At 60.3% G+C, this 18,969-nt stretch carries 13 protein-coding genes; 12 read left to right on the plus strand and 1 reads right to left on the minus strand.

All coding sequences use genetic code 11. The annotated features are described in order from the left end of the window. Positions 1-458: 458 nt before the first annotated feature. The 6 genes from tssF (at position 459) to ACP7DW_RS20295 (ending at position 11,174) form a co-directional block, all read left to right on the plus strand. Entirely contained in the window at positions 459-2,300 is a 1,842-nt protein-coding gene (gene tssF, locus ACP7DW_RS20270; RefSeq protein WP_426056373.1) for a type VI secretion system baseplate subunit TssF, read from the plus strand. Then, positions 2,264-3,295, plus strand: coding sequence for a type VI secretion system baseplate subunit TssG (gene tssG, locus ACP7DW_RS20275; RefSeq protein ID WP_426056374.1), 1,032 nt, complete (start codon positions 2,264-2,266; stop codon positions 3,293-3,295). Before tssF ends, tssG begins: the two co-directional genes overlap by 37 nt. A gap of 79 nt (positions 3,296-3,374) precedes the next feature. Beyond that, entirely contained in the window at positions 3,375-6,128 is a 2,754-nt protein-coding gene (locus ACP7DW_RS20280) for a type VI secretion system Vgr family protein (protein WP_426056375.1), read from the plus strand. Positions 6,129-6,168: 40 nt separating this feature from the next. Then, positions 6,169-8,391: a T6SS effector phospholipase Tle3 domain-containing protein gene (locus ACP7DW_RS20285; protein ID WP_426056376.1), complete on the plus strand. Its 2,223-nt coding sequence runs from the start codon at positions 6,169-6,171 to the stop codon at positions 8,389-8,391. Between the two features lie 548 nt (positions 8,392-8,939). Next, positions 8,940-9,773: a hypothetical protein gene (locus ACP7DW_RS20290; RefSeq protein ID WP_426056377.1), complete on the plus strand. Its 834-nt coding sequence runs from the start codon at positions 8,940-8,942 to the stop codon at positions 9,771-9,773. Between the two features lie 54 nt (positions 9,774-9,827). Then, the gene (locus ACP7DW_RS20295) at positions 9,828-11,174 is read left to right on the plus strand and encodes a virulence factor (RefSeq protein WP_426056378.1); all 1,347 of its coding nucleotides are present in this window, start codon (positions 9,828-9,830) and stop codon (positions 11,172-11,174) included. A 14-nt stretch (positions 11,175-11,188) separates the two neighbouring features. Here the strand turns inward: ACP7DW_RS20295 and ACP7DW_RS20300 are convergent, their stop codons facing one another. After that, complete coding sequence (locus tag ACP7DW_RS20300; RefSeq protein ID WP_426056379.1) at positions 11,189-11,476, minus strand: barstar family protein; 288 nt, start codon at positions 11,474-11,476, stop codon at positions 11,189-11,191. 292 nt (positions 11,477-11,768) lie between these two features. On the opposite strand from ACP7DW_RS20300, the gene ACP7DW_RS20305 reads away from it, so the two are divergent. The 6 genes from ACP7DW_RS20305 to ACP7DW_RS20330 all read left to right on the plus strand — a co-directional run bounded on the left by ACP7DW_RS20305 (position 11,769) and on the right by ACP7DW_RS20330 (position 18,933). Beyond that, on the plus strand, positions 11,769-12,680 hold the full coding sequence (locus ACP7DW_RS20305; RefSeq protein ID WP_071077947.1) for a patatin-like phospholipase family protein: 912 nt from the start codon (positions 11,769-11,771) through the stop codon (positions 12,678-12,680). 59 nt (positions 12,681-12,739) lie between these two features. Continuing rightward, positions 12,740-13,147 (plus strand): GlcG/HbpS family heme-binding protein, encoded by a 408-nt coding sequence (locus tag ACP7DW_RS20310; protein WP_102123312.1) that lies wholly within the window; start codon positions 12,740-12,742, stop codon positions 13,145-13,147. A 295-nt stretch (positions 13,148-13,442) separates the two neighbouring features. Then, positions 13,443-14,621, plus strand: coding sequence for a glutamine-hydrolyzing carbamoyl-phosphate synthase small subunit (gene carA / locus ACP7DW_RS20315; RefSeq protein ID WP_071077946.1), 1,179 nt, complete (start codon positions 13,443-13,445; stop codon positions 14,619-14,621). Beyond that, positions 14,614-17,844, plus strand: coding sequence for a carbamoyl-phosphate synthase large subunit (gene carB / locus ACP7DW_RS20320; RefSeq protein ID WP_426056380.1), 3,231 nt, complete (start codon positions 14,614-14,616; stop codon positions 17,842-17,844). Before carA ends, carB begins: the two co-directional genes overlap by 8 nt. 163 nt (positions 17,845-18,007) lie before the next feature. Then, positions 18,008-18,484, plus strand: a complete 477-nt coding sequence (greA, locus tag ACP7DW_RS20325) for a transcription elongation factor GreA (RefSeq protein ID WP_298407915.1) — start codon at positions 18,008-18,010, stop codon at positions 18,482-18,484. Next, a complete protein-coding gene (locus tag ACP7DW_RS20330; protein ID WP_426056381.1) occupies positions 18,484-18,933 on the plus strand; it encodes a DUF4149 domain-containing protein in 450 nt (149 codons plus the stop codon). Before greA ends, ACP7DW_RS20330 begins: the two co-directional genes overlap by 1 nt. Positions 18,934-18,969 lie beyond the last annotated feature (36 nt).

Consider the following 18,969-nt stretch of genomic DNA (forward strand, 5'->3'; position numbering starts at 1 on the left):
AATGGTTGTGGCGCAAGCTTGCCGGGCGGCCACGCAACACTAGGCCAGGCAAGCGGTCGGTAGTTTTAGCAGGCAAAGCAGAGCAACGGCGCCAGCGGGGGCGGTCGCGTCAGAAGTTACGGGTATAGCGGGGGATGGTGCAAACATCATCAAACCTTCCAGGGTTTTTGAAACACGCCGGCGTGTGGCCAGGCGAAGCAATGCGGCAAACTTATGCGCGTGCTAGCAGTAGTCGCGATAGCGACAGCAGGGAAGGGGAGGAATGTTTGAAGGAGGACATGCACTTAATGTAAGGGATGTGGGGCGGGGCTGTCAAGCATATTTCGGCAGGGAACGATGCCGCTGCCATGCCGCGGCTCGACTTATTGTTCCTGCGCAACTTACTTTTCTATCATTATTGAATAATGCAGTTTCCGTCTGGCGACCTGTGTCGCCCGCCCTGCTTTGGAGCTGCCAGCATGGAATCGTTGCTGAAATACTATGAACTGGAACTGGGCATGCTGCGCACGCATCAGCAGGAATTTGGCGCCCGCTATCCCGGCGTCGCCGGTGCACTGGGTCTGACTGGCAACAGTTGCCAGGACCCGCATATCGAGCGTCTGATCGAGGCATATGCCTTGTGCAATGCCCGCACGGCCAAGAAGATCGATGACGCACGCCATGTTTTCACCGAGTCCATGCTGGAAGTGAATTTTCCACACTACCTGAGGCCATTTCCCGCGTGTTCGATTGCCCACGTGGACGCCAGCGGCGTGCCGGGCCAGGCGCGCGACGGCATCGATATCTTGCCGCGCGGAACCTTGATGCATGCACCGCCATATCAGGGCATCGTCTGCAAGTTTCGCACCGCCTATGATGTGGTGCTGGCGCCGCTCAGCCTTGCCGGCGCGCGCTTCGTTCCCGTGATGGATGTTGCTGCGGCGGTCAATTTACCGTCCGACATAGCGACTGCGATCGCCATCGATATCGTGTCCACGTCGGCCACCGGTACGCTGGAGCAATTGAGGCTGCCTGCCGTGCGCGTCTTCATCGATGGCACGCCATCGCTGACGGCCACCTTGCGCGATACCCTGTTTTTGCATGCCGCATACGCCTGGATCGAGGCCGGCGGCGTGCAGTTGCCGCTGGCGCAAGTGCCGCTGCGTGCCGTCGGTTTTTTGCCGGAGGAGGCGCTGTTGCCGCGTCGGCCGGGCTCGCATCGTGCCTACTGCCTGCTGACAGAATACTTTGCCTGCCCTGACAAATTTCAGTTTTTTGATATCGACCTAGGCCAGATCACACCACACTTGCCGCCTGGATGCCAGCGTTGGACCTTGCATCTGGGCCTGCGGAACATCGCTGCCAGCAGCGCTGGCGCACGCCTGCTGCGGTCTGTATCGGCAAGCAATTTGCTGCTTGCCTGCACGCCGGTGATTAATTTGTTCCAGCAGGCAGCAGCGCCGATCCGGCTGACGCAAATGCACAGCGAGTATCCGCTGCTGGCCGAGCATAAATATGCGCACGCGTATGACATTCATAGTGTCGATGCCGTGCGCCTGCTGCGGCAGGGCGCCCATGCCGGCACGCTGACGCACTGCCAGCCGTTTTATGCCATGCGCCATGGGCAGGCTGGCGGCGCGAAGAGCCGTTACTGGGTGGCGCGGCGCGATGAGGCGCGGGCGCTCAGCCATCCCGGTTATGAAAGCAGCCTGGCGTTTGTCGACGGCGACGAGGACGATACCTATGCCGGGATAACGACGGTATCGGTGGACCTGACTTGCAGCAATCGCAACTTGCCGAGTGCATTGCCAGTCGGTGCGCCGGATGGCGATCTGCGGCACGAGGGGCCGGCTGGCGCGCTGCCGGTGCGCCTGTTGCGCCAGCCGAGTCCGGCGTATCGCTTTAAAGCCGACTTGCCTGCGCAAGCCCGTTTACTGGCATTGTTGTCGTTGAATCATCAGTCTCTGCTGGAGGATGGTCTGGCGTTGTTCCAGGAAATGCTGGCGCTGCATGATTTGCCTGCTTCACTCATGTCACAACGGCAAATTCAAGGCATCCAGGCCTTGACGCAGCGCGCCAGCAGCACCTGGATGCCCGACGCCAGTGGCGGCGTGCTGGTATTTGGCATCGACGTCTTGCTGACGGTGGATGAAGAAGCCTACGTCGGCAGCGGCCTGCACGTCTTTGCGCAAGTGATCGAGCATGTGCTTGGGATGTATGTGCATGTCAACAGCTATTGCCGTTTGTTCGTCATTTCGCACAAAAGTGGGAAGGAGTTGCTGAGATGTCCGCCCCGCAATGGCCAGCAAGCACTGGCGTAATCGCGCTGCTATCCCAGGCGCCATACCGTTTCGGTTTCTTCCAGACCGTGCGCCTGCTCGAACGCTGGCTATGCCGGCAGGGCGCGTGCGCCGATACCGCATTGCACGATGGCTTGCGTTTCCATCAGAGCGTTGCGCTGGCGTTTCCCGCCTGCGAGATAGAGGCGGTGTGGCATGACAGCGAGCATGGCCGCCTGCACCTGCGGCCCAGTTTCATGGGCTTGCTGGGTGTGAATGGCACCTTGCCCCTGCACTATACGGAGCGGCTGGTGCGCCAGGAGCGGGCCACGGGCAATGCCGGCGCGCGTGCCTTTCTCGATGCCTTGTCGCAACGCGCGCCCGTGCTGTTTTATCAGGCCTGGGCTGGCAGCCGGATCGAGTGCCAGGCCGACGCAAGCGGCCGCCCCGGGTTTTTGTCGTTGCAACTGGCGCTGGCTGGCGCCTGGCCGTCGCGCCTGGCAAGTGCTGGCGCGCTGCCGCCGGAAGCGCTTGCTTACTACGCTGCGGCACTCCGTCAGCGGCCCGTCAGCGCCGAGTTGATGGCCGATGTGCTGGCGGATTATTTCGGCGTGCCCTTGCGTATCGAGTCCTTCGTCAGCACCTGGCACGTGCGCCCAAGCGATGAGCATTCCCTGCTCAATCGTAGCAATGTGAGCCTGGGGCAGGGTGCCATGCTGGGCGCGCGCTGCCGGCGCCGGGACTTGCGCCTGCGCCTGTATCTGGGGCCCTTGAGCCGGGCACAGTTTGACGATTTTCTCCCCGGACATTCCGCTGCGCTGGCCTTGAAAAACATGTTGAGCCTGTTTGGCTTGCCATGCATGCAATACGAAATCCGTCTGATCCTGCGCGCTGCCGACGTGCATGGCAGCAGCCTGACGGACAGGATGGAGCAGGGCGCAGCAGGCCTGGGGCAGGGCGCGCGCTTGCTGAACGGAGACGCCAGCCGCGACTGTGACGCCATGTGCTATGACATCCGATTTCCCGGTGCCGCTTGATGCGCCGCAATTGGCAGCCGGCAAATGTATGAATACTGATGAGCTGGGAGCGAGGCGTATCGGCACAGGGGGAGGATGAATGGAGAGCGCGGACGAATTCATGCAGTTCATGCTGGCGGCGAAGGAACTGAACGCCCATCACCGGCCATTGCGCCTGCGGCTGGCGTATGCGGACGGAATCAACGACGATGTGCTGTTGCCGCAGCAGGTCGATGGCCGCGAGGCCATTTGCGCCGGCCTGGAGTACCGCATACGTTGCGTCTCGCTCGATGCGCACTTGCCGCTCAAGCAGTTCATCGGTGTGCCGGCCGAGTTGCAGATCGTTACCGACGCAGGGCAGTTGCGCAGCGTGTGCGGCATCGTCGCGCAGGCGTCTGCCGGATTGAGCGATGGCGGCCTCGCCACTTACCAGCTGGTGCTGCACGATGCGCTGACCTTGATGGAAAAACGCCGCAATACGCGTGTGTTCCGTGGCAAGACGGAGCTGGAGATCGTCGAATTGCTGATTGCTGAATGGCGGCTGGGCAACACCATCATCGGCGCCACGTTTGCTTGCGAAATCGATCAGGCCCTGGCCGGGCGTCACTTTCCGGCGCGCGAACTGACCATGCAGCACAATGAATCCGATGCCGCATTCATCCGGCGCCTGCTGCGGCGGCGCGGCATTTCCTGGGTCATCCAGCCTGGCGCCGCACGGCATGGGGCGTCCGACGCCATGCCGTCGCATGTCTTGTTGCTGTTCGACGACGCCAGCCGCCTGCCGGAGAACGTGGCGCCTGTCATCCGCTACCACCGGGCGGACGCCACCGAAGAGAGCGATACCATCACGGCCTGGGGCGCCGTGCGCACCCTGCAGCCAGGCAGCATGGGGCGTCATAGCTGGGATTATGCGGCCCCGCGCAACCGCCAGTTCATGCAGACGGATGCGGACGGCATGGCCGATCAGGGTGCCAGCGGCAATTGCCTTGCAGCCAGCCTCGACGACTATTTTGTGGCGACGCCGCACATGGGCAATGACGCAGAAGATTTCCGTCAGCTGGGCTTGCTGGCGATGGCGCGCCATGACGTGGAAACCAAGTGTTTTCATGGCGAGGGCGTCGTGCGCTCGCTGTGCGCCGGCCAGCAGTTCAGCCTGGAAGGTCATCCGGAAATCGACCAGCATCGGCCAGATGCCCGGCGTTTCTTTGTCACGGCATTGGAAGTGCATGCCAGTAACAACTTGCCGCGCGCCCTGGATGCGCGCATCGCGCGTCTGTTCGCCGCCAGTGATTGGCTGGCGCAAGGCGCAACCTGGGTGGCAGGCGAGACGGGGCCGGAAACGCCGCGTTATCGCATGCGCTTTCGCTGCGTGCGTTCCAGCGTGGCCCTGGTGCCCGCATTCGATCCGCAGCGCGATGTGCCCCAGCCGCAGCTGCAAAGCGCCATCGTCGTCGGCCCCAGCGGTGAAGAAGTGTATTGCGACGCGCAAGGGCGCATCAAGGTGCGTTTCCCCGCCACCCGCGCTGCCGACCATGCACATGCGCAAGGTTCCGGCGCCTCGGATACGGAGCGCGACACGGCCTGGCTGCGCATCGTCAGCAACTGGGCTGGCGATGGACAGGGCAGCGCGCACCAGTGTGGCACCTTGGCATTGCCGCGCATCGGCTCGGAAGTGCTGATCGGATTTTTGGCAGGGGACCCGGACCGCCCGATTGTACTGGGACAATTGTTCAATGCCGTGGCGCCGCCGCCTGCACTCAGCAAGCGCGGCGCACTGCCGGGCAACCGCTACCTGGCGGGCATGCGCAGCCGCGAAGTGCGCGGCCAGGGCGGCAATCAGCTGCGTTTTGACGACACGCCCCGGCAGATCAGCGCCCAGCTGGCCAGCGATCACGCCACCACTGAGCTCAACCTTGGGTTCCTGGTCGAGCCGCGCGCGGGCGGCGCCGGCCGGCAGCGCGGCGACGGATTCGAGTTGCGTAGCGATCATGGCGGCGCGATCCGCAGCGGCAAGGCGCTGCTGCTGTCGGCCTGGCAGCGGCTCGACGCGACAGGCGGGCAGTTATCCGCCGAGGAACATCTGGCGCTGATGCAGGAGTGCCTGGACCTGTTCAAATCGCTGGGCGAATACGCTGGCGCGCACCAGGCGCTGCCGGTCGACGCAGCGCCCGCCGCCGCCTTGAAAGAGGCGGTGGCTGGTGCCGTGGCGCCCGCTGCCAGCCTGACGGCGCCCGCGGGGCTGGCGCTGAGCAGCCCGAAGACCATCGTCAGCTATGCCGGCGTGAATGTCGACACGGTGGCGCAGCAGCATGTACATGTGATCGCGGGCCAGCGCTGCAGCATGCAGGCCGGCGAGGGCGTTTCCGTGTTTGCCCACAAGGGCGGCATCACCCAGATCGCGCACCATGGCAAATTTCTCATGCAGAGCCAGTTTGACGAGATGCAGCTGAACGCCGCCAAGGCCCTGAAATTGACGGCCAATACCCGCATGATCGGCATGGCGCAGGATGAAATCACGTTCATGACGGCCGGTGGCGCCTATCTGAAACTGGCGGGCGGCAACGTGGAACTGGGTGGGCCGGGTGCGCTGACCATCAAGACCGATGGCCATCACTGGAATGGCCCGGCCAGCAGCAAGGCTGAATTGCCAAGCTTTGACGAGGGCGACCTGGGCCGCATGCCGCAGGTGCTTTCCGGCCTCGACGGCAGTCCCGTCAGCGGCGTCAAGATCGTCGTCGAGCGCGAAGATGGTTCGCAGCAAGTGGTCGATGCCGACAGCGAAGGCAAGGGTGCCGCCATCGTGGGCGACAGCCTGGAAAAACTCAAGGTACGTATTTTCAGGCCGCGCGACTGAGCGTGGATATTGCGTTGTCCATCATTCACGGGAGTCAGGCATGAGCGTACACAGGCCCAAGGCGGGTTCCTTGCCCTTCGATGAAAGCAAATACCTGCAGATAGGCGAAAAAGACGGCCTGTTGCGCTTCGATCACGACAAGTTACTCATTAGCACACGCTTGCCCTTGCCAGGCATCATGATTTTCGTGCATGGCGTCAATTCCGATGGCGAGTGGTATGACGAAGCCGAAACCGGTCTGTGCGCGGGATTGAATGCACGTTTGCACCGGCGCCAGCATGATCCTGATCGCGGCACGCAAGAGGGCATCGCCATGACGCCGGCCCGCTATCTGAAGCAGCTGACGCGCGACGGTTTCATTAACCCGCTGATGAAACCCAGAACCTTCATGGAAGGCGATGGCTATTCGCCCGTGATCCGCTTTCGCTGGGGTTATGCGGCCAATGACGAGGAGTTGCAGACGTATGGCGACGGCATATTCCTGAACGAGCAGAATTACTGGGGCGGCGGGCCGTTCGCCAATGGCTGCAGTTCGCTGCCGGACCTGTGGGGCGAAGGCTTGTCGGACCAGCTGTTTTTGTGGATGCAGATCCAGCACATGAACCCCACCAATGACAGGCAGGTGTATGCCTGCCCGCCAAGGCCGTATTTCGTGCTGGCCGCCTACCGCCTGGCCCGGCTGATCGAGGCCATTCGCCAAAAGCAGGCCGATGTGCCGATTACCATCGTGTGCCATAGCCAGGGCAATATGGTCAGCATGGCGGCAGCCTTCCTGGGCGAGCGGTTGCCCAAGGTGGCCGATGCGCACGGTCGGCAGTGGCCTTGCATTGCCGACAATTATGTCCTGTGCAATCCGCCGTACAGCGTGGTGGAAGACAATATGGCGGAGAACTGGACGTCGTCGAATCTGAAGGCGGCCGATGGCAGCACGGGTCGCCAGACGGCTGCGGCGCGCTTCGACACGCTGGCGGCCTTCTTCGCCCTCATCGGCGAGCGGCGCGCCGCACAATGGCCAGCCGGGAAAATCGACCAGGCCATGAGCAGTGCGCACCACCCGTTCAAGGCGCAGCACGATATTGACAGTTATGGCGTGCGGGGCGCAACCGTGGGACGCGTGACCCTGTATTGCAATCCGCACGACCAGGTGATTTCCTCCTTGACGGTGCAAGGCATGGGCTGGCGCGGCCTGGCCGGCCCTGTGCTGGACAAGAATGGCCTGCCAAAGAAAGACCGCCATGGCAAGCTTGACCCGGGCGAAATCGCCAGGGCAGGCGGCGAGGAAATATTTACCCAGCGCGTGTTTGCCGAGGGTTTTCCTGTCGGCATAAAAGGCGCGTACGACTACTGGGGCGATCATCGTCCTGCCATCGACTTTGGCAGCGACCATTTCTGGAATCCGCCTTCCATGATTTCCACGTATAGCGTGGCCAAGGGCCTGGAAGCGCAAGAGCACTGGCTGTTCAAGATACTCACCGTGGCGTTTGCGCCCATTGTCATCGTGGCCACCACCTTGATGCGCAAGCGTATCAATGCCTCGCCCGACAAGTACTGGAAAATCCCGCTGGAAGCGCCCGACCTGCCAGAGACCTTCTTCCCGCAGGCGAAGTTGTTTGGCGAGATCTGCCCCAGCTTTGACATGGGACTGCATCCGCATGGCTGGGATCGCAACAAGGATGCCGCCCATCCGCAGGGCGACCCGTTCCATGGCGAGCGCGAGCTGGAGATACCGCGTGGCGGCCTGCATGGCGAAAAACAGCGAACCGATGCGGCGCGCGGCAACGAGGAGAGCGAAGCGGCACTGCAATACGAATACCACGCCTCCCTGCGCATGATGGCCAAGCGCGAAGGCAAGGTCGAGAAAGGCAAACACGTCACGGAAGAAGACCATCCCGAGACGGCGAGCGCGCAATACACAGCATGGCGCCAGCGGAAAATCCAGGCGGGCCTGGCTGGCAATGTCGGCACCTATGCCACCGATCACTCCACCATTTTGACCAATAGCGAGCATTCCAGAAAGGCACTGGCGTATGACGTGGCCGTGGGCTGCTGCCATCTGTTGGAAACGGATTTGCGGGAGTTGAGGACGATGGCGGATTGGCGGTTTCTTATTGATTTTGAGGATAGTGAACAAATGAAAATTTTCAAGGAATATTTTAAAGAAGGGCGTATGAATGAAAAAACTGTTGCGCATTGGGCAAGAACATCAATAGATGGAACTATGCCGGGGAAAATAAAGAATTCGCGTGAAAACAGTGCACTCTGAATTTTATTGTGGAATTTTATTGATTAAGGTAGGTAATTATGGCTAAAAATTTTATATTTAATGCATTGGCTGCGATGATGGCGACGATAGGTTTATCCTCGTGTGCCGTTAAAACGGAAATGAATGTTGAGAAAATAGAAAAAGATACTGCGAAGCCATTTATCGCACAAGTAGTAGGTGTGCAATGGCTAAATCCCCTGCAGCGACAGGACTATCCTACCGAGTGGCAGCTACTTTGGACTCTTGGAAAGGTTGGGCCGAATGAAAAGGATGATATGGTTGAGTTGCATCCGGCTATTTTTTCCAGTGTGAGATCTGTTTCTGGAATAGCGTCTTCCCTTAATGGGAAGGGGAGTTTTAAAAATTTCCACATTAAGTATGCCAATGAGTTGATATCTCCATTTCATGGTATGTACTTTTCAAATCCTACCTATTTCTACAATGCGCATGATGTAAAAAACAAAAAAGGCTGGAATGAATTGGCGGGTATCCATGTTGAGTACGCTTTGCCTGCAGAACGGTTTGATCCCCTTCTCGCCGGGGAAGACTTGCGCAAGCAAATTACAAGTACTTTTTCAATCGGCAACCCGAACTTCCCCAACTCCTGGACCAAGTCCACCCCGCCTGACGTGCGCGTGACGGCGGGTGGCGCGAATGCGGGCTTTGTGTCTCTGGCGGCCGCCCTCGACTATCTGCAGGCGCATCCGAAGGAAACGGTGTGGGTGATGAGCTGGGATGCGCCCAGTTTTCCGAAAGATGAGCAGATCAATGAAAATATGGTCTTGCTGGTCCTGGCCGGTCCCCATTACAAGACGGAGCGCGATGCGCTGGCGTGGATAGGCTATCCGGCCACGCAGCAGGTCGGCGCCTTTACTGCGCAGAAGGGCTTGCCGCCGCCCACGGTGCAGGCGTGGCAGGCGACCCTGGCGCAGGCGGCCGCGAATGGGCGCAAGACCGATGCCGAGATCGGCTATGTGATCCATGACGCGCACAATGCGCATCCGGTCTCGTCGGATCGCATCGGCTACCTGGCGCAAACCTTGACGACCGAGGTGCCGGCCTTCGATTTTCTCCAGCAGACCTTTAATACGCCAGCCTTGCTGGGTGAAATGGGCGCCGCCACGGCCTTGACCAACGTGGCGCTGGGCATCGCGCAGGCGAATCACTTTGGCCAGAACGTGCTGGTGGCGGGCACCAGCGATGCCGCACAGACGACGGGCGTGCTGATCTTGCCGCCGGCCAAGGTGCGGCCGATCGACCCCGTGAAACCGTGGTTCCGCGCGCGCGGCGGCGGCAATGCTTATCTGATGTGGTGGGGCATCCGGCATGCCTGGGCCACCCTGGATGCGGGACAGTTCAATGAACAGGGGTATTCAAAGTAGACGATGGGGATGGTGCGCCAGATGGCGCTCTTGACGAGCTGAACAGGGTGAAAAATGAACCTTTTCTTTTCCTTTCGCAACTTGGCGGCACTGCTGGCGGGCCTGGCTTTATCGGCATGCATGACGCATCCGGCGAGCAAAGATGGCCGTGAGAATGAAAAAATGATTGCCCAGCCATTCATGGCGCAAGTGGTGGGCGTGCAATGGTTAAATCCGCTTCAGCGTCAGGATTATTCAACAGAGTGGCAATTATTATGGGCTATGGGGAAGGTGCGGCCGAATAAGAGAGATGATATGTTGGAGCTATATCCAGAGAAATTTTCTGAACTAAAATATGTGTCTGATATAGCATCATCAAATAAATTGACAGGTACTTTCAAAGGCTATCATCGTAAATATGTAATCCAAATGATCGCAAGATTTCATGGCATGTATTTTTCCAATCCCACCTATTTTTATAACGCCCACGACTTCAAACACAAAAAAGGCTGGAATGAACTGGCCGGTATCCATGTTGAGTACGCTTTGCCTGCAGAACGGTTTGATCCCCTTCTCGCCGGGGAAGACTTGCGCAAGCAAATTACAAGTACTTTTTCCATCGGGAATCCGAACTTCCCCAACTCCTGGACCAAGTCCACCCCGCCCGACGTGCGCGTGACGGAGGGTGGCGCGAATGCGGGCTTTGTGTCTCTGGCGGCCGCCCTCGACTATCTGCAGGCGCATCCGAAGGAAACGGTGTGGGTGATGAGCTGGGATGCGCCCAGTTTTCCCAAAGATGAGCAGATCAATGAAAACATGGTCTTGCTGGTCCTGGCCGGTCCCCATTACAAGACGGAGCGCGATGCGCTGGCGTGGATAGGCTATCCGGCCACGCAGCAGGTCAGCGCCTTTGCAGCGCAGAAGGGCTTGCCGCCGCCGACGGTGCAGGCCTGGCAGGCGACGCTGGCGCAGGCGGCCGCGAATGGGCGCAAGACCGATGCCGAGATCGGCTATGTGATCCATGACGCGCACAATGCGGATCCGGTCTCGTCGGATCGCATCGGCCACCTGGCGCAAACCTTGACGATGGAATTGCCGGCCTTCGATTTTCTCCAGCAGAGCTTCAATACGCCAGCCTTGCTGGGTGAAATGGGCGCCGCCACGGCCTTGACCAACGTGGCGCTGGGCATCGCGCAGGCGAATCACTTTGGACAGAACGTGCTGGTGGCGGGTGCCAGCGACGCCGGCCAGACGACCGGCGTGTTGATCTTGCCGCCGGCCAAGGTGCGCCCCATCGACCCTGTGAAACCGTGGTTCCGCGCGCGCGGCGGCGGCAATGCCTATCTGATGTGGTGGGGCATTCGCCATGCCTGGGCGACCTTGGATGCGGGGCAATTCAATGAGCAGGGGTATTCGAAATAGACAATGTCGCAGGCTCAGGTATGGCGTACGTGCGCCGCCTGGGCCGGCATGTCCTGCGCCATGCGCGCCAGGATACGCTGCAGGATGGCCGCCTCGGCGGGCAGGCGCGTGGCGAAGGCTGGCCAGCCGCGCAGTTCCAGCTGTTGCGGCATGTGCACCAGGCCCGTGATGGCATCCCAGAAGGCATCCCAGTTCATGCCGTAGAAGGAAGGGAAACCCAGCGCGGAGGCCAGCGCCGCATGCAACTGGCGCGGCGAGTTGATATCGCTCAAGTCGATGGTCATGAGGGATTGTCGATTCATACTGTTCCCTTGAGCAAAATGGCGTTCGATGAGCGCAGCGCGGGCGCCTGCGTGGCCAGCCGTTGCGCAAGCGGTTCGCTCAAGGTGCGGCTGTCGGCAAATTGATGTTCTGACATAGCGGGAGCAAGTAACAAACCAGGCGCCAGTCTAGCAGCCGTGGGGTGGCAGAGTCGGCCTGCACGAACCTTGTCACTATCAACATTTAAGACTGCCTTCAGTGCCAGCGGCCCCGCTTGCGCTACAATCGGCTCTCCTTTATTGCCACTGCCGCGTGCGGTTCCCCCTCTCCACCATGTTCCCTAAACGCCTGACCCTGCTTGCCCTGGCCGCCTTTGCGCTGGCCGGCTGCGATACCACCGCCCCGAAACCGATACAAGTATTGACGCCACCGGAACCCATCGTCGTCACGCCGCGCAAGATCAAGATCGGCCTGGCCCTGGGCGGTGGCGCGGCGCGCGGCTTCGCGCATATCGGCGTGATCAAGGCGCTCGAATCGCAGGGCATCCACGCCGACATCGTCACCGGCACCAGCGCCGGCAGCGTGGTGGGCGCCCTGTATGCGGCAGGCAACTCCGGCTTCGCCCTGCAAAAGATGGCCTTCGACATGGACGAGGCGGCCATTTCCGACTGGGCCTTGCCCCTGTTCGGCAAGTCGTCCGGCGTGCTGAAAGGCGAAGCGCTGCAAAGCTATGTCAACAAGGCCGTCGGCGGCGTGCCGCTGGAAAAACTCAAAATACCGTTTGGCGTGGTGGCGACCGATTTGAAAAATGGCCAGCCGATCCTGTTCCAGCGTGGCAACACCGGCATGGCCGTGCGCGCTTCGTCGGCCGTGCCCGGCGTATTTCAGCCCGTGACGATCGCCGGCCACACCTATGTCGATGGCGGCCTCGTCGCTCCCGTGCCCGTGCGCTTTGCGCGCGACATGGGCGCCGATTTCATCATCGCCGTGAATATCTCGTCGCAAACGGATACGCAAAAGGCCATCAGCTCGATGGAAGTGCTGATGCAAACGTTCGCCATCATGGGCCAGCGCATCAACCAGTTCGAACTGAAGGATGCGGACGTGGTGATTCAGCCCAGCCTGGGCACCATGAAAGGCAACGATTTCAACAGCCGCAACCAGGCCATCCTGGCGGGCGAGCAGGCGACGTTTGCCGTCATGGCGCAGCTCAAGCAAAAGCTGAAAGCCAAACGCGAGCAGTAAGCCGTTATTCTGTCCCGCATTTCGTATACAATTTTGATTCAACATAACAAGGACGCACCATGCAATCGAAACCGATTTTGACCCTGGACGACGTAAAGAAAATCGCTGCCGCCGCCGAAGCGGAAGCGGTCAAGAATAACTGGGCGGTCGCGATCGCCATCGTCGACGACGGCGGCCACCTGCTGTGGCTGCAGCGCATGGATGGCGTGGCGCCGATCTCGTCGCACATCGCCCCATCGAAAGCGAAGACGGCCGCACTGGGCCGCCGCGAATCGCGCATCTATGAAGAGATGATCAATGGCGGCCGCGTATCGTTCCTGAGCGCGCCGGAAATCGACGGCTTGCTTGAAGGCGGCGTGCCCATCGTGTTTGATGGTCACTACGTGGGCGCCGTCGGCGTCTCGGGCGTGAAGTCGGCGGAAGATGCGCAAATCGCCAAAGCAGGCATTGCCGCTCTGACAGCCTAAATAGTCGCCGCAGTTGCAGAACCAGCCGCCTCGCGCACGCCAGGCGGCTTTTTTCATGGGGCGCAGGATTTATGCTGCTGCGCAAAAAAATGCCGGGCCTTCTGTATTTTCTTCCTTGTGGAAAAGCTTCCTTTTGGTTATAATTCAAAGGTTTAGCCAATCACACATATACCGTAGCGACTACCCATCCCCTCATTCAAAATGACCGTTGAAACACCCTGAGTGCATCTGGCTCGGGTAACTAGGCGGTCGGTCTGACGTGGCGCAGCTACGGTAACTTTATCAGGAGTTGCCCTTGCCGCCATTTTTTTCTGGCCCTGCCGTTCCAGCCATATTAGCGCTTGCTGATGGAACGATCTTTAAAGGTTTTTCGATCGGTGCCGCCGGTCATACCACGGGCGAGGTTGTTTTCAACACCTCGATGACCGGGTATCAGGAAATCCTTACCGACCCAAGCTATTGCCGCCAGATGGTCACCCTGACCTATCCGCATATCGGCAATACGGGCGTCAACCCGGAAGACGTCGAGTCATCCAAGGTTCACGCCGCTGGCCTCATCATCCGCGATCTGCCATTGCTGGCATCCAATTTCCGTTCCACGCTCTCCCTGTCCGATTACCTGAAAGCTGAAAATATCGTCGCCATCGCCGGCATCGATACACGCAAGCTCACGCGCATCCTGCGTGAAAAAGGTGCGCAGGGCGGCGCCATCCTGGTCGGCACGCAAGGCAATGAGCCATCCGCCGCGCAAGCGCTGGAACTGGCCCGCTCCTTCCCCGGCCTGGCCGGCATGGACCTGGCCAAGGTGGTATCGAGCAAGGCCGCCTACGAGTACCGCGAAACGGAATGGACCTTGGGCGAAGGCTATGGCCAACTGGCTGACGCCGACGCGAAATACCACGTGGTCGCCTTCGACTACGGCGTCAAGCGCAACATCCTGCGCATGCTGACGGCGCGCGGCTGCAAAGTCACCGTGCTGCCGGCGCAAGCGACGGCCGCCGACGCCCTGGCGTTGAATCCGGACGGCATCTTCCTGTCGAACGGCCCCGGCGACCCGGAACCGTGCGACTACGCGATTGCCGCGACCAAGGAGCTGATCGAGAAGGGCATCCCGACCTTCGGCATCTGCCTCGGTCACCAGATCATGGCGATCGCTTCCGGCGCGAAAACGCTGAAGATGAAGTTCGGCCACCACGGCGCCAACCACCCGGTGCAAGACCTGGAAACGAAACAGGTCTTGATTACCTCGCAAAACCACGGTTTCGCAGTCGACGCGGCAACTCTGCCCGCGAATTGCCGCGTGACCCATGAATCGCTGTTCGACGGCTCCCTGCAGGGCTTTGCCCGCACGGACAAGCCGGCCTTCTGCTTCCAAGGCCACCCTGAAGCGTCGCCGGGCCCGATGGATGTTGCTTACCTGTTTGACCGCTTCATCAACTTGATGGCTGCGGAGGAGAAAAAGAAAAATGCCTAAACGTTTAGATATCAAAAGTATTCTGATTATTGGCGCTGGCCCGATCGTGATCGGCCAGGCCTGCGAATTCGATTATTCCGGCGCGCAAGCGTGCAAGGCCCTGCGCGAAGAGGGCTACAAAGTCATTCTGGTCAACAGCAATCCCGCGACCATCATGACCGACCCGGAAATGGCCGACGTGACCTACATCGAACCGATCACCTGGTCGGTCGTTGAACGCATCATCGCCAAGGAGCGTCCTGACGCCATCCTGCCGACGATGGGCGGCCAGACGGCGCTGAACTGCGCGCTGGACCTGTTCAACAATGGCGTGCTGGCGAAATACAACGTCGAGCTGATCGGCGCGTCGCCGGAAGCCATCGACAAGGCGGAAGACCGTTCCAAGTTCAAGGACGCGATGACCAAGATCGGCCTCGGTTCGGCCCGTTCCGGCGTGGCGCACTCGATGGAAGAATCGTGGGCCGTGCAGCGCACGCTGGGCTTCCCGACCATCATCCGTCCATCGTTCACCATGGGCGGTTCCGGCGGCGGCATCGCCTACAACGAAGAAGAATTCGAAACCATCTGCAAGCGCGGCCTGGAAGCGTCGCCGACGAAAGAGTTGCTGATCGAAGAATCGTTGCTGGGCTGGAAAGAGTACGAGATGGAAGTGGTACGCGACAAGGCGGACAACTGCATCATCATTTGCTCGATTGAAAACCTCGACCCGATGGGCGTGCACACGGGCGACTCGATCACGGTCGCGCCGGCGCAAACCTTGACGGACAAGGAATACCAGATCATGCGCAATGCCAGCCTGGCAGTGCTGCGCGAGATCGGCGTCGACACCGGTGGCTCGAACGTGCAATTCTCGATCAACCCTGTCGATGGCCGCATGATCGTCATCGAGATGAACCCACGCGTGTCGCGTTCGTCGGCCCTGGCATCGAAAGCGACGGGTTTCCCGATTGCCAAGATCGCCGCCAAGCTGGCCGTCGGTTTCACCCTGGACGAGCTGCGCAATGAAATCACGGGCGGCGCCACGCCGGCCTCGTTCGAACCGTCGATCGATTACGTCGTCACGAAGATTCCCCGTTTCACGTTCGAGAAGTTCCCCACCGCCGACCACCACCTGACGACGCAGATGAAGTCCGTCGGCGAAGTGATGGCGATCGGCCGTACCTTCCAGGAATCGTTCCAGAAAGCCTTGCGCGGCCTGGAAGTGGGCGTGGATGGCATGAACGAGAAAACCAAGGACCGCGAAAAGATCGAAGAAGAACTGGGCGAGCCTGGTCCTGAGCGTATCTGGTACGTGGGCGATGCGTTTGCCCAGGGTTTTACTTTGGAAGAAGTGCACAACCTGACCAAGATCGACCCATGGTTCCTGATCCAGATCAAGGAAATCGTCGACCTGGAACTGTGGCTCGATACGCAGAAGCTGGACAACCTGGACAAGAACACCCTGTACAAGTTGAAACAGAAGGGCTTCTCGGACCGCCGCCTGGGCTTCCTGCTGCAGACGACCGACACGGCCGTGCGCCAGCAGCGCCATGCGCTGAACATCCGTCCCGTCTACAAGCGCGTCGATACCTGCGCAGCGGAATTTTCGACCGACACGGCGTACATGTATTCCACGTACGACGAAGAGTGCGAATCGAATCCGACCGACAAGAAAAAGATCATGGTGCTGGGCGGTGGCCCGAACCGTATCGGCCAGGGTATCGAGTTTGATTATTGCTGCGTCCACGCGGCCCTCGCCATGCGCGAAGATGGCTACGAGACCATCATGGTCAATTGCAACCCAGAAACAGTGTCGACCGACTACGATACCTCGGACCGCCTGTACTTCGAGTCCTTGACGCTGGAAGACGTGCTGGAAATCGTCGCCATCGAAAAACCGGTCGGCGTGATCGTGCAGTACGGCGGCCAGACGCCATTGAAACTGGCGCTGGACCTGGAAGCGAATGGCGTACCGATCATCGGCACCTCGCCCGACATGATCGATGCGGCCGAAGACCGCGAGCGTTTCCAGCAACTGCTGCACAAGCTGGAACTGCGCCAGCCGCCTAACCGCACCGCGCGCACGGAAGCCGACGCTTTGGCGCTGGCGCAGGAAATCGGCTACCCGCTGGTCGTGCGTCCATCGTACGTGCTGGGCGGGCGCGCCATGGAAATCGTCCATGAGCAACGCGACCTCGAGCGCTACATGCGCGAAGCCGTCAAGGTCTCGCACGATTCGCCGGTGCTGCTGGACCGTTTCCTGAACGACGCCATCGAGTGCGACGTCGATTGCATCTCCGACGGCGAAACGACGTTCATCGGCGGCGTGATGGAACACATCGAACAGGCTGGCGTCCACTCGGGCGACTCGGCTTGCTCCTTGCCACCGTATTCGCTGTCGCAAGAAACCATCGATGAGCTGAAACGCCAGACGGCGCTGATGGCCAAGGGTTTGAACGTGGTCGGCCTGATGAACGTGCAGTTCGCCATCCAGAAACAGGAAATCGATGGCGAAATGAAAGACGTCGTCTTCGTGCTGGAAGTCAATCCGCGCGCTTCGCGCACCGTGCCTTTCGTGTCGAAAGCCACCGGGCTGCAACTGGCGAAGATCGCCGCGCGCTGCATGGTCGGTCAGTCGCTGGCCTCGCAAGGCATCACGCAGGAAGTCGTGCCGCCTTACTTCAGCGTCAAGGAAGCCGTTTTCCCGTTCGTCAAGTTCCCGGGCGTGGACACCATCCTGGGCCCTGAAATGAAATCGACGGGCGAAGTCATGGGCGTGGGCCTGACGTTTGGCGAAGCGTTTGTGAAGTCGCAACTGGGCGCCGGCGTGAACCTGCCAAAATCGGGCAAGGTCTTCATCAGCGTGAAAGCGTCGGACAAGCCGCGCGCCGTGCAAGTGGCGCGTGACCTGGTCGAGTCAGGTTTCACCGTGGTCGCCACCAAGGGCACCGCCGCCGTGATCGCTGCTGCCGGCATCGCCGTCACGCCAGTGAACAAGGTGATCGAAGGCCGTCCGCACATCGTCGACATGATCAAGAACCATGAAATCGTGCTGGTGATCAACACCGTGGAAGAAAAACGCAGCGCCATCGTCGATTCGCGGGCCATCCGCACCTCGGCCCTGGCGTCGCGCGTGACGACCTACACCACCATCGCGGGCGCGGAAGCGGCCGTCGAAGGCATCCGTCACCTGGATGAGTTGCGTGTGTACGATTTGCAAGGCCTGCACAAGACCTTGAACTAAGTGCGTTTGCAGTGGCCGCCGTTAGGCGGTACACTGCATGCTTATCAACCACAGAGTTCCGTGCAGAGCAGCGCGCGGCCTCTGTGGTTTTCACTTGGTAAGTCCGCTAACCGTGGTAAAACATGGACAACGGCACCGATAACCAGCAGATAGTAGAGATAACATGACCTCAGTCCCATTGACCAAATACGGCGCAGAACTTCTGAAGGAAGAGCTGCATCACTTGAAGACCAAGGAACGCCGCATCGTCATCGATGCGATCGCCGAAGCGCGCTCGCACGGAGATTTGTCGGAAAACGCCGAGTACGATGCCGCCAAGGAACGCCAGGCCTTCGTCGAAGGCCGCATCGCCGAACTCGAAGGCAAGCTCGGCGCAGCGCAAATCATCGACCCGACCGCGCTCGACGCGGAAGGCCGCGTGGTATTTGCCTCGACCGTGAACCTGGAAGACCTGGAATCGGGTCAGAAAGTCACGTACCAGATCGTCGGTCTCGATGAAGCCGATCTGAAAATGAACAAGGTTTCCGTGACGTCCCCGATCGCCCGCGCGCTGATCGGCAAGTACGCCGGCGACGTGGTGGAAGTGCAGGCGCCGTCCGGCCCGCGCGAATACGAAATCCTGGAAGTACAGTACATCTGATGCTCGCCCGCGTGCGCTTCCTGGTTGCCACCCTGTGGGCCGGCAGCCTGTGGACCATCGGCTTCATCGTGGCGCCCACCTTGTTCGCTACCTTGAGCGACCGTGTGCTGGCGGGCAATATCGCCGGCAGCATGTTCCGTGCCGAGGCGTGGCTGTCGATCGCCTGTGCTGTGGTGTTGCTGGCCTTGCTGCAGTGGAGTCCCGGCGCGCTGGAGCCGAAACGCCGGCGCCTGCTGGGGGCGCTGGTGCTGGCTATGCTGGTGTGCGCGCTGCTCAGTCATTTCGGCATTTCGCCGCTGATGGCCGAACTCAAGGCGCAGGCGCAGGGTTCCTCCGGCATCATGGACGAGGCCATGCGCAGCCGCTTCGGCATGCTGCATGGCGTGTCGACCCTGATCTTTGCCGTGCAGAGCTTGCTGGCGGGCGTATTGATCTGGAAACAGCAGTAATCGCTGCCGTGCTTGTCGGATTACGCGCTGCGCGCT

This window comes from Janthinobacterium sp. PSRC1-1 (assembly GCF_049897525.1).
Classification (GTDB): domain Bacteria; phylum Pseudomonadota; class Gammaproteobacteria; order Burkholderiales; family Burkholderiaceae_D; genus Janthinobacterium; species Janthinobacterium tructae.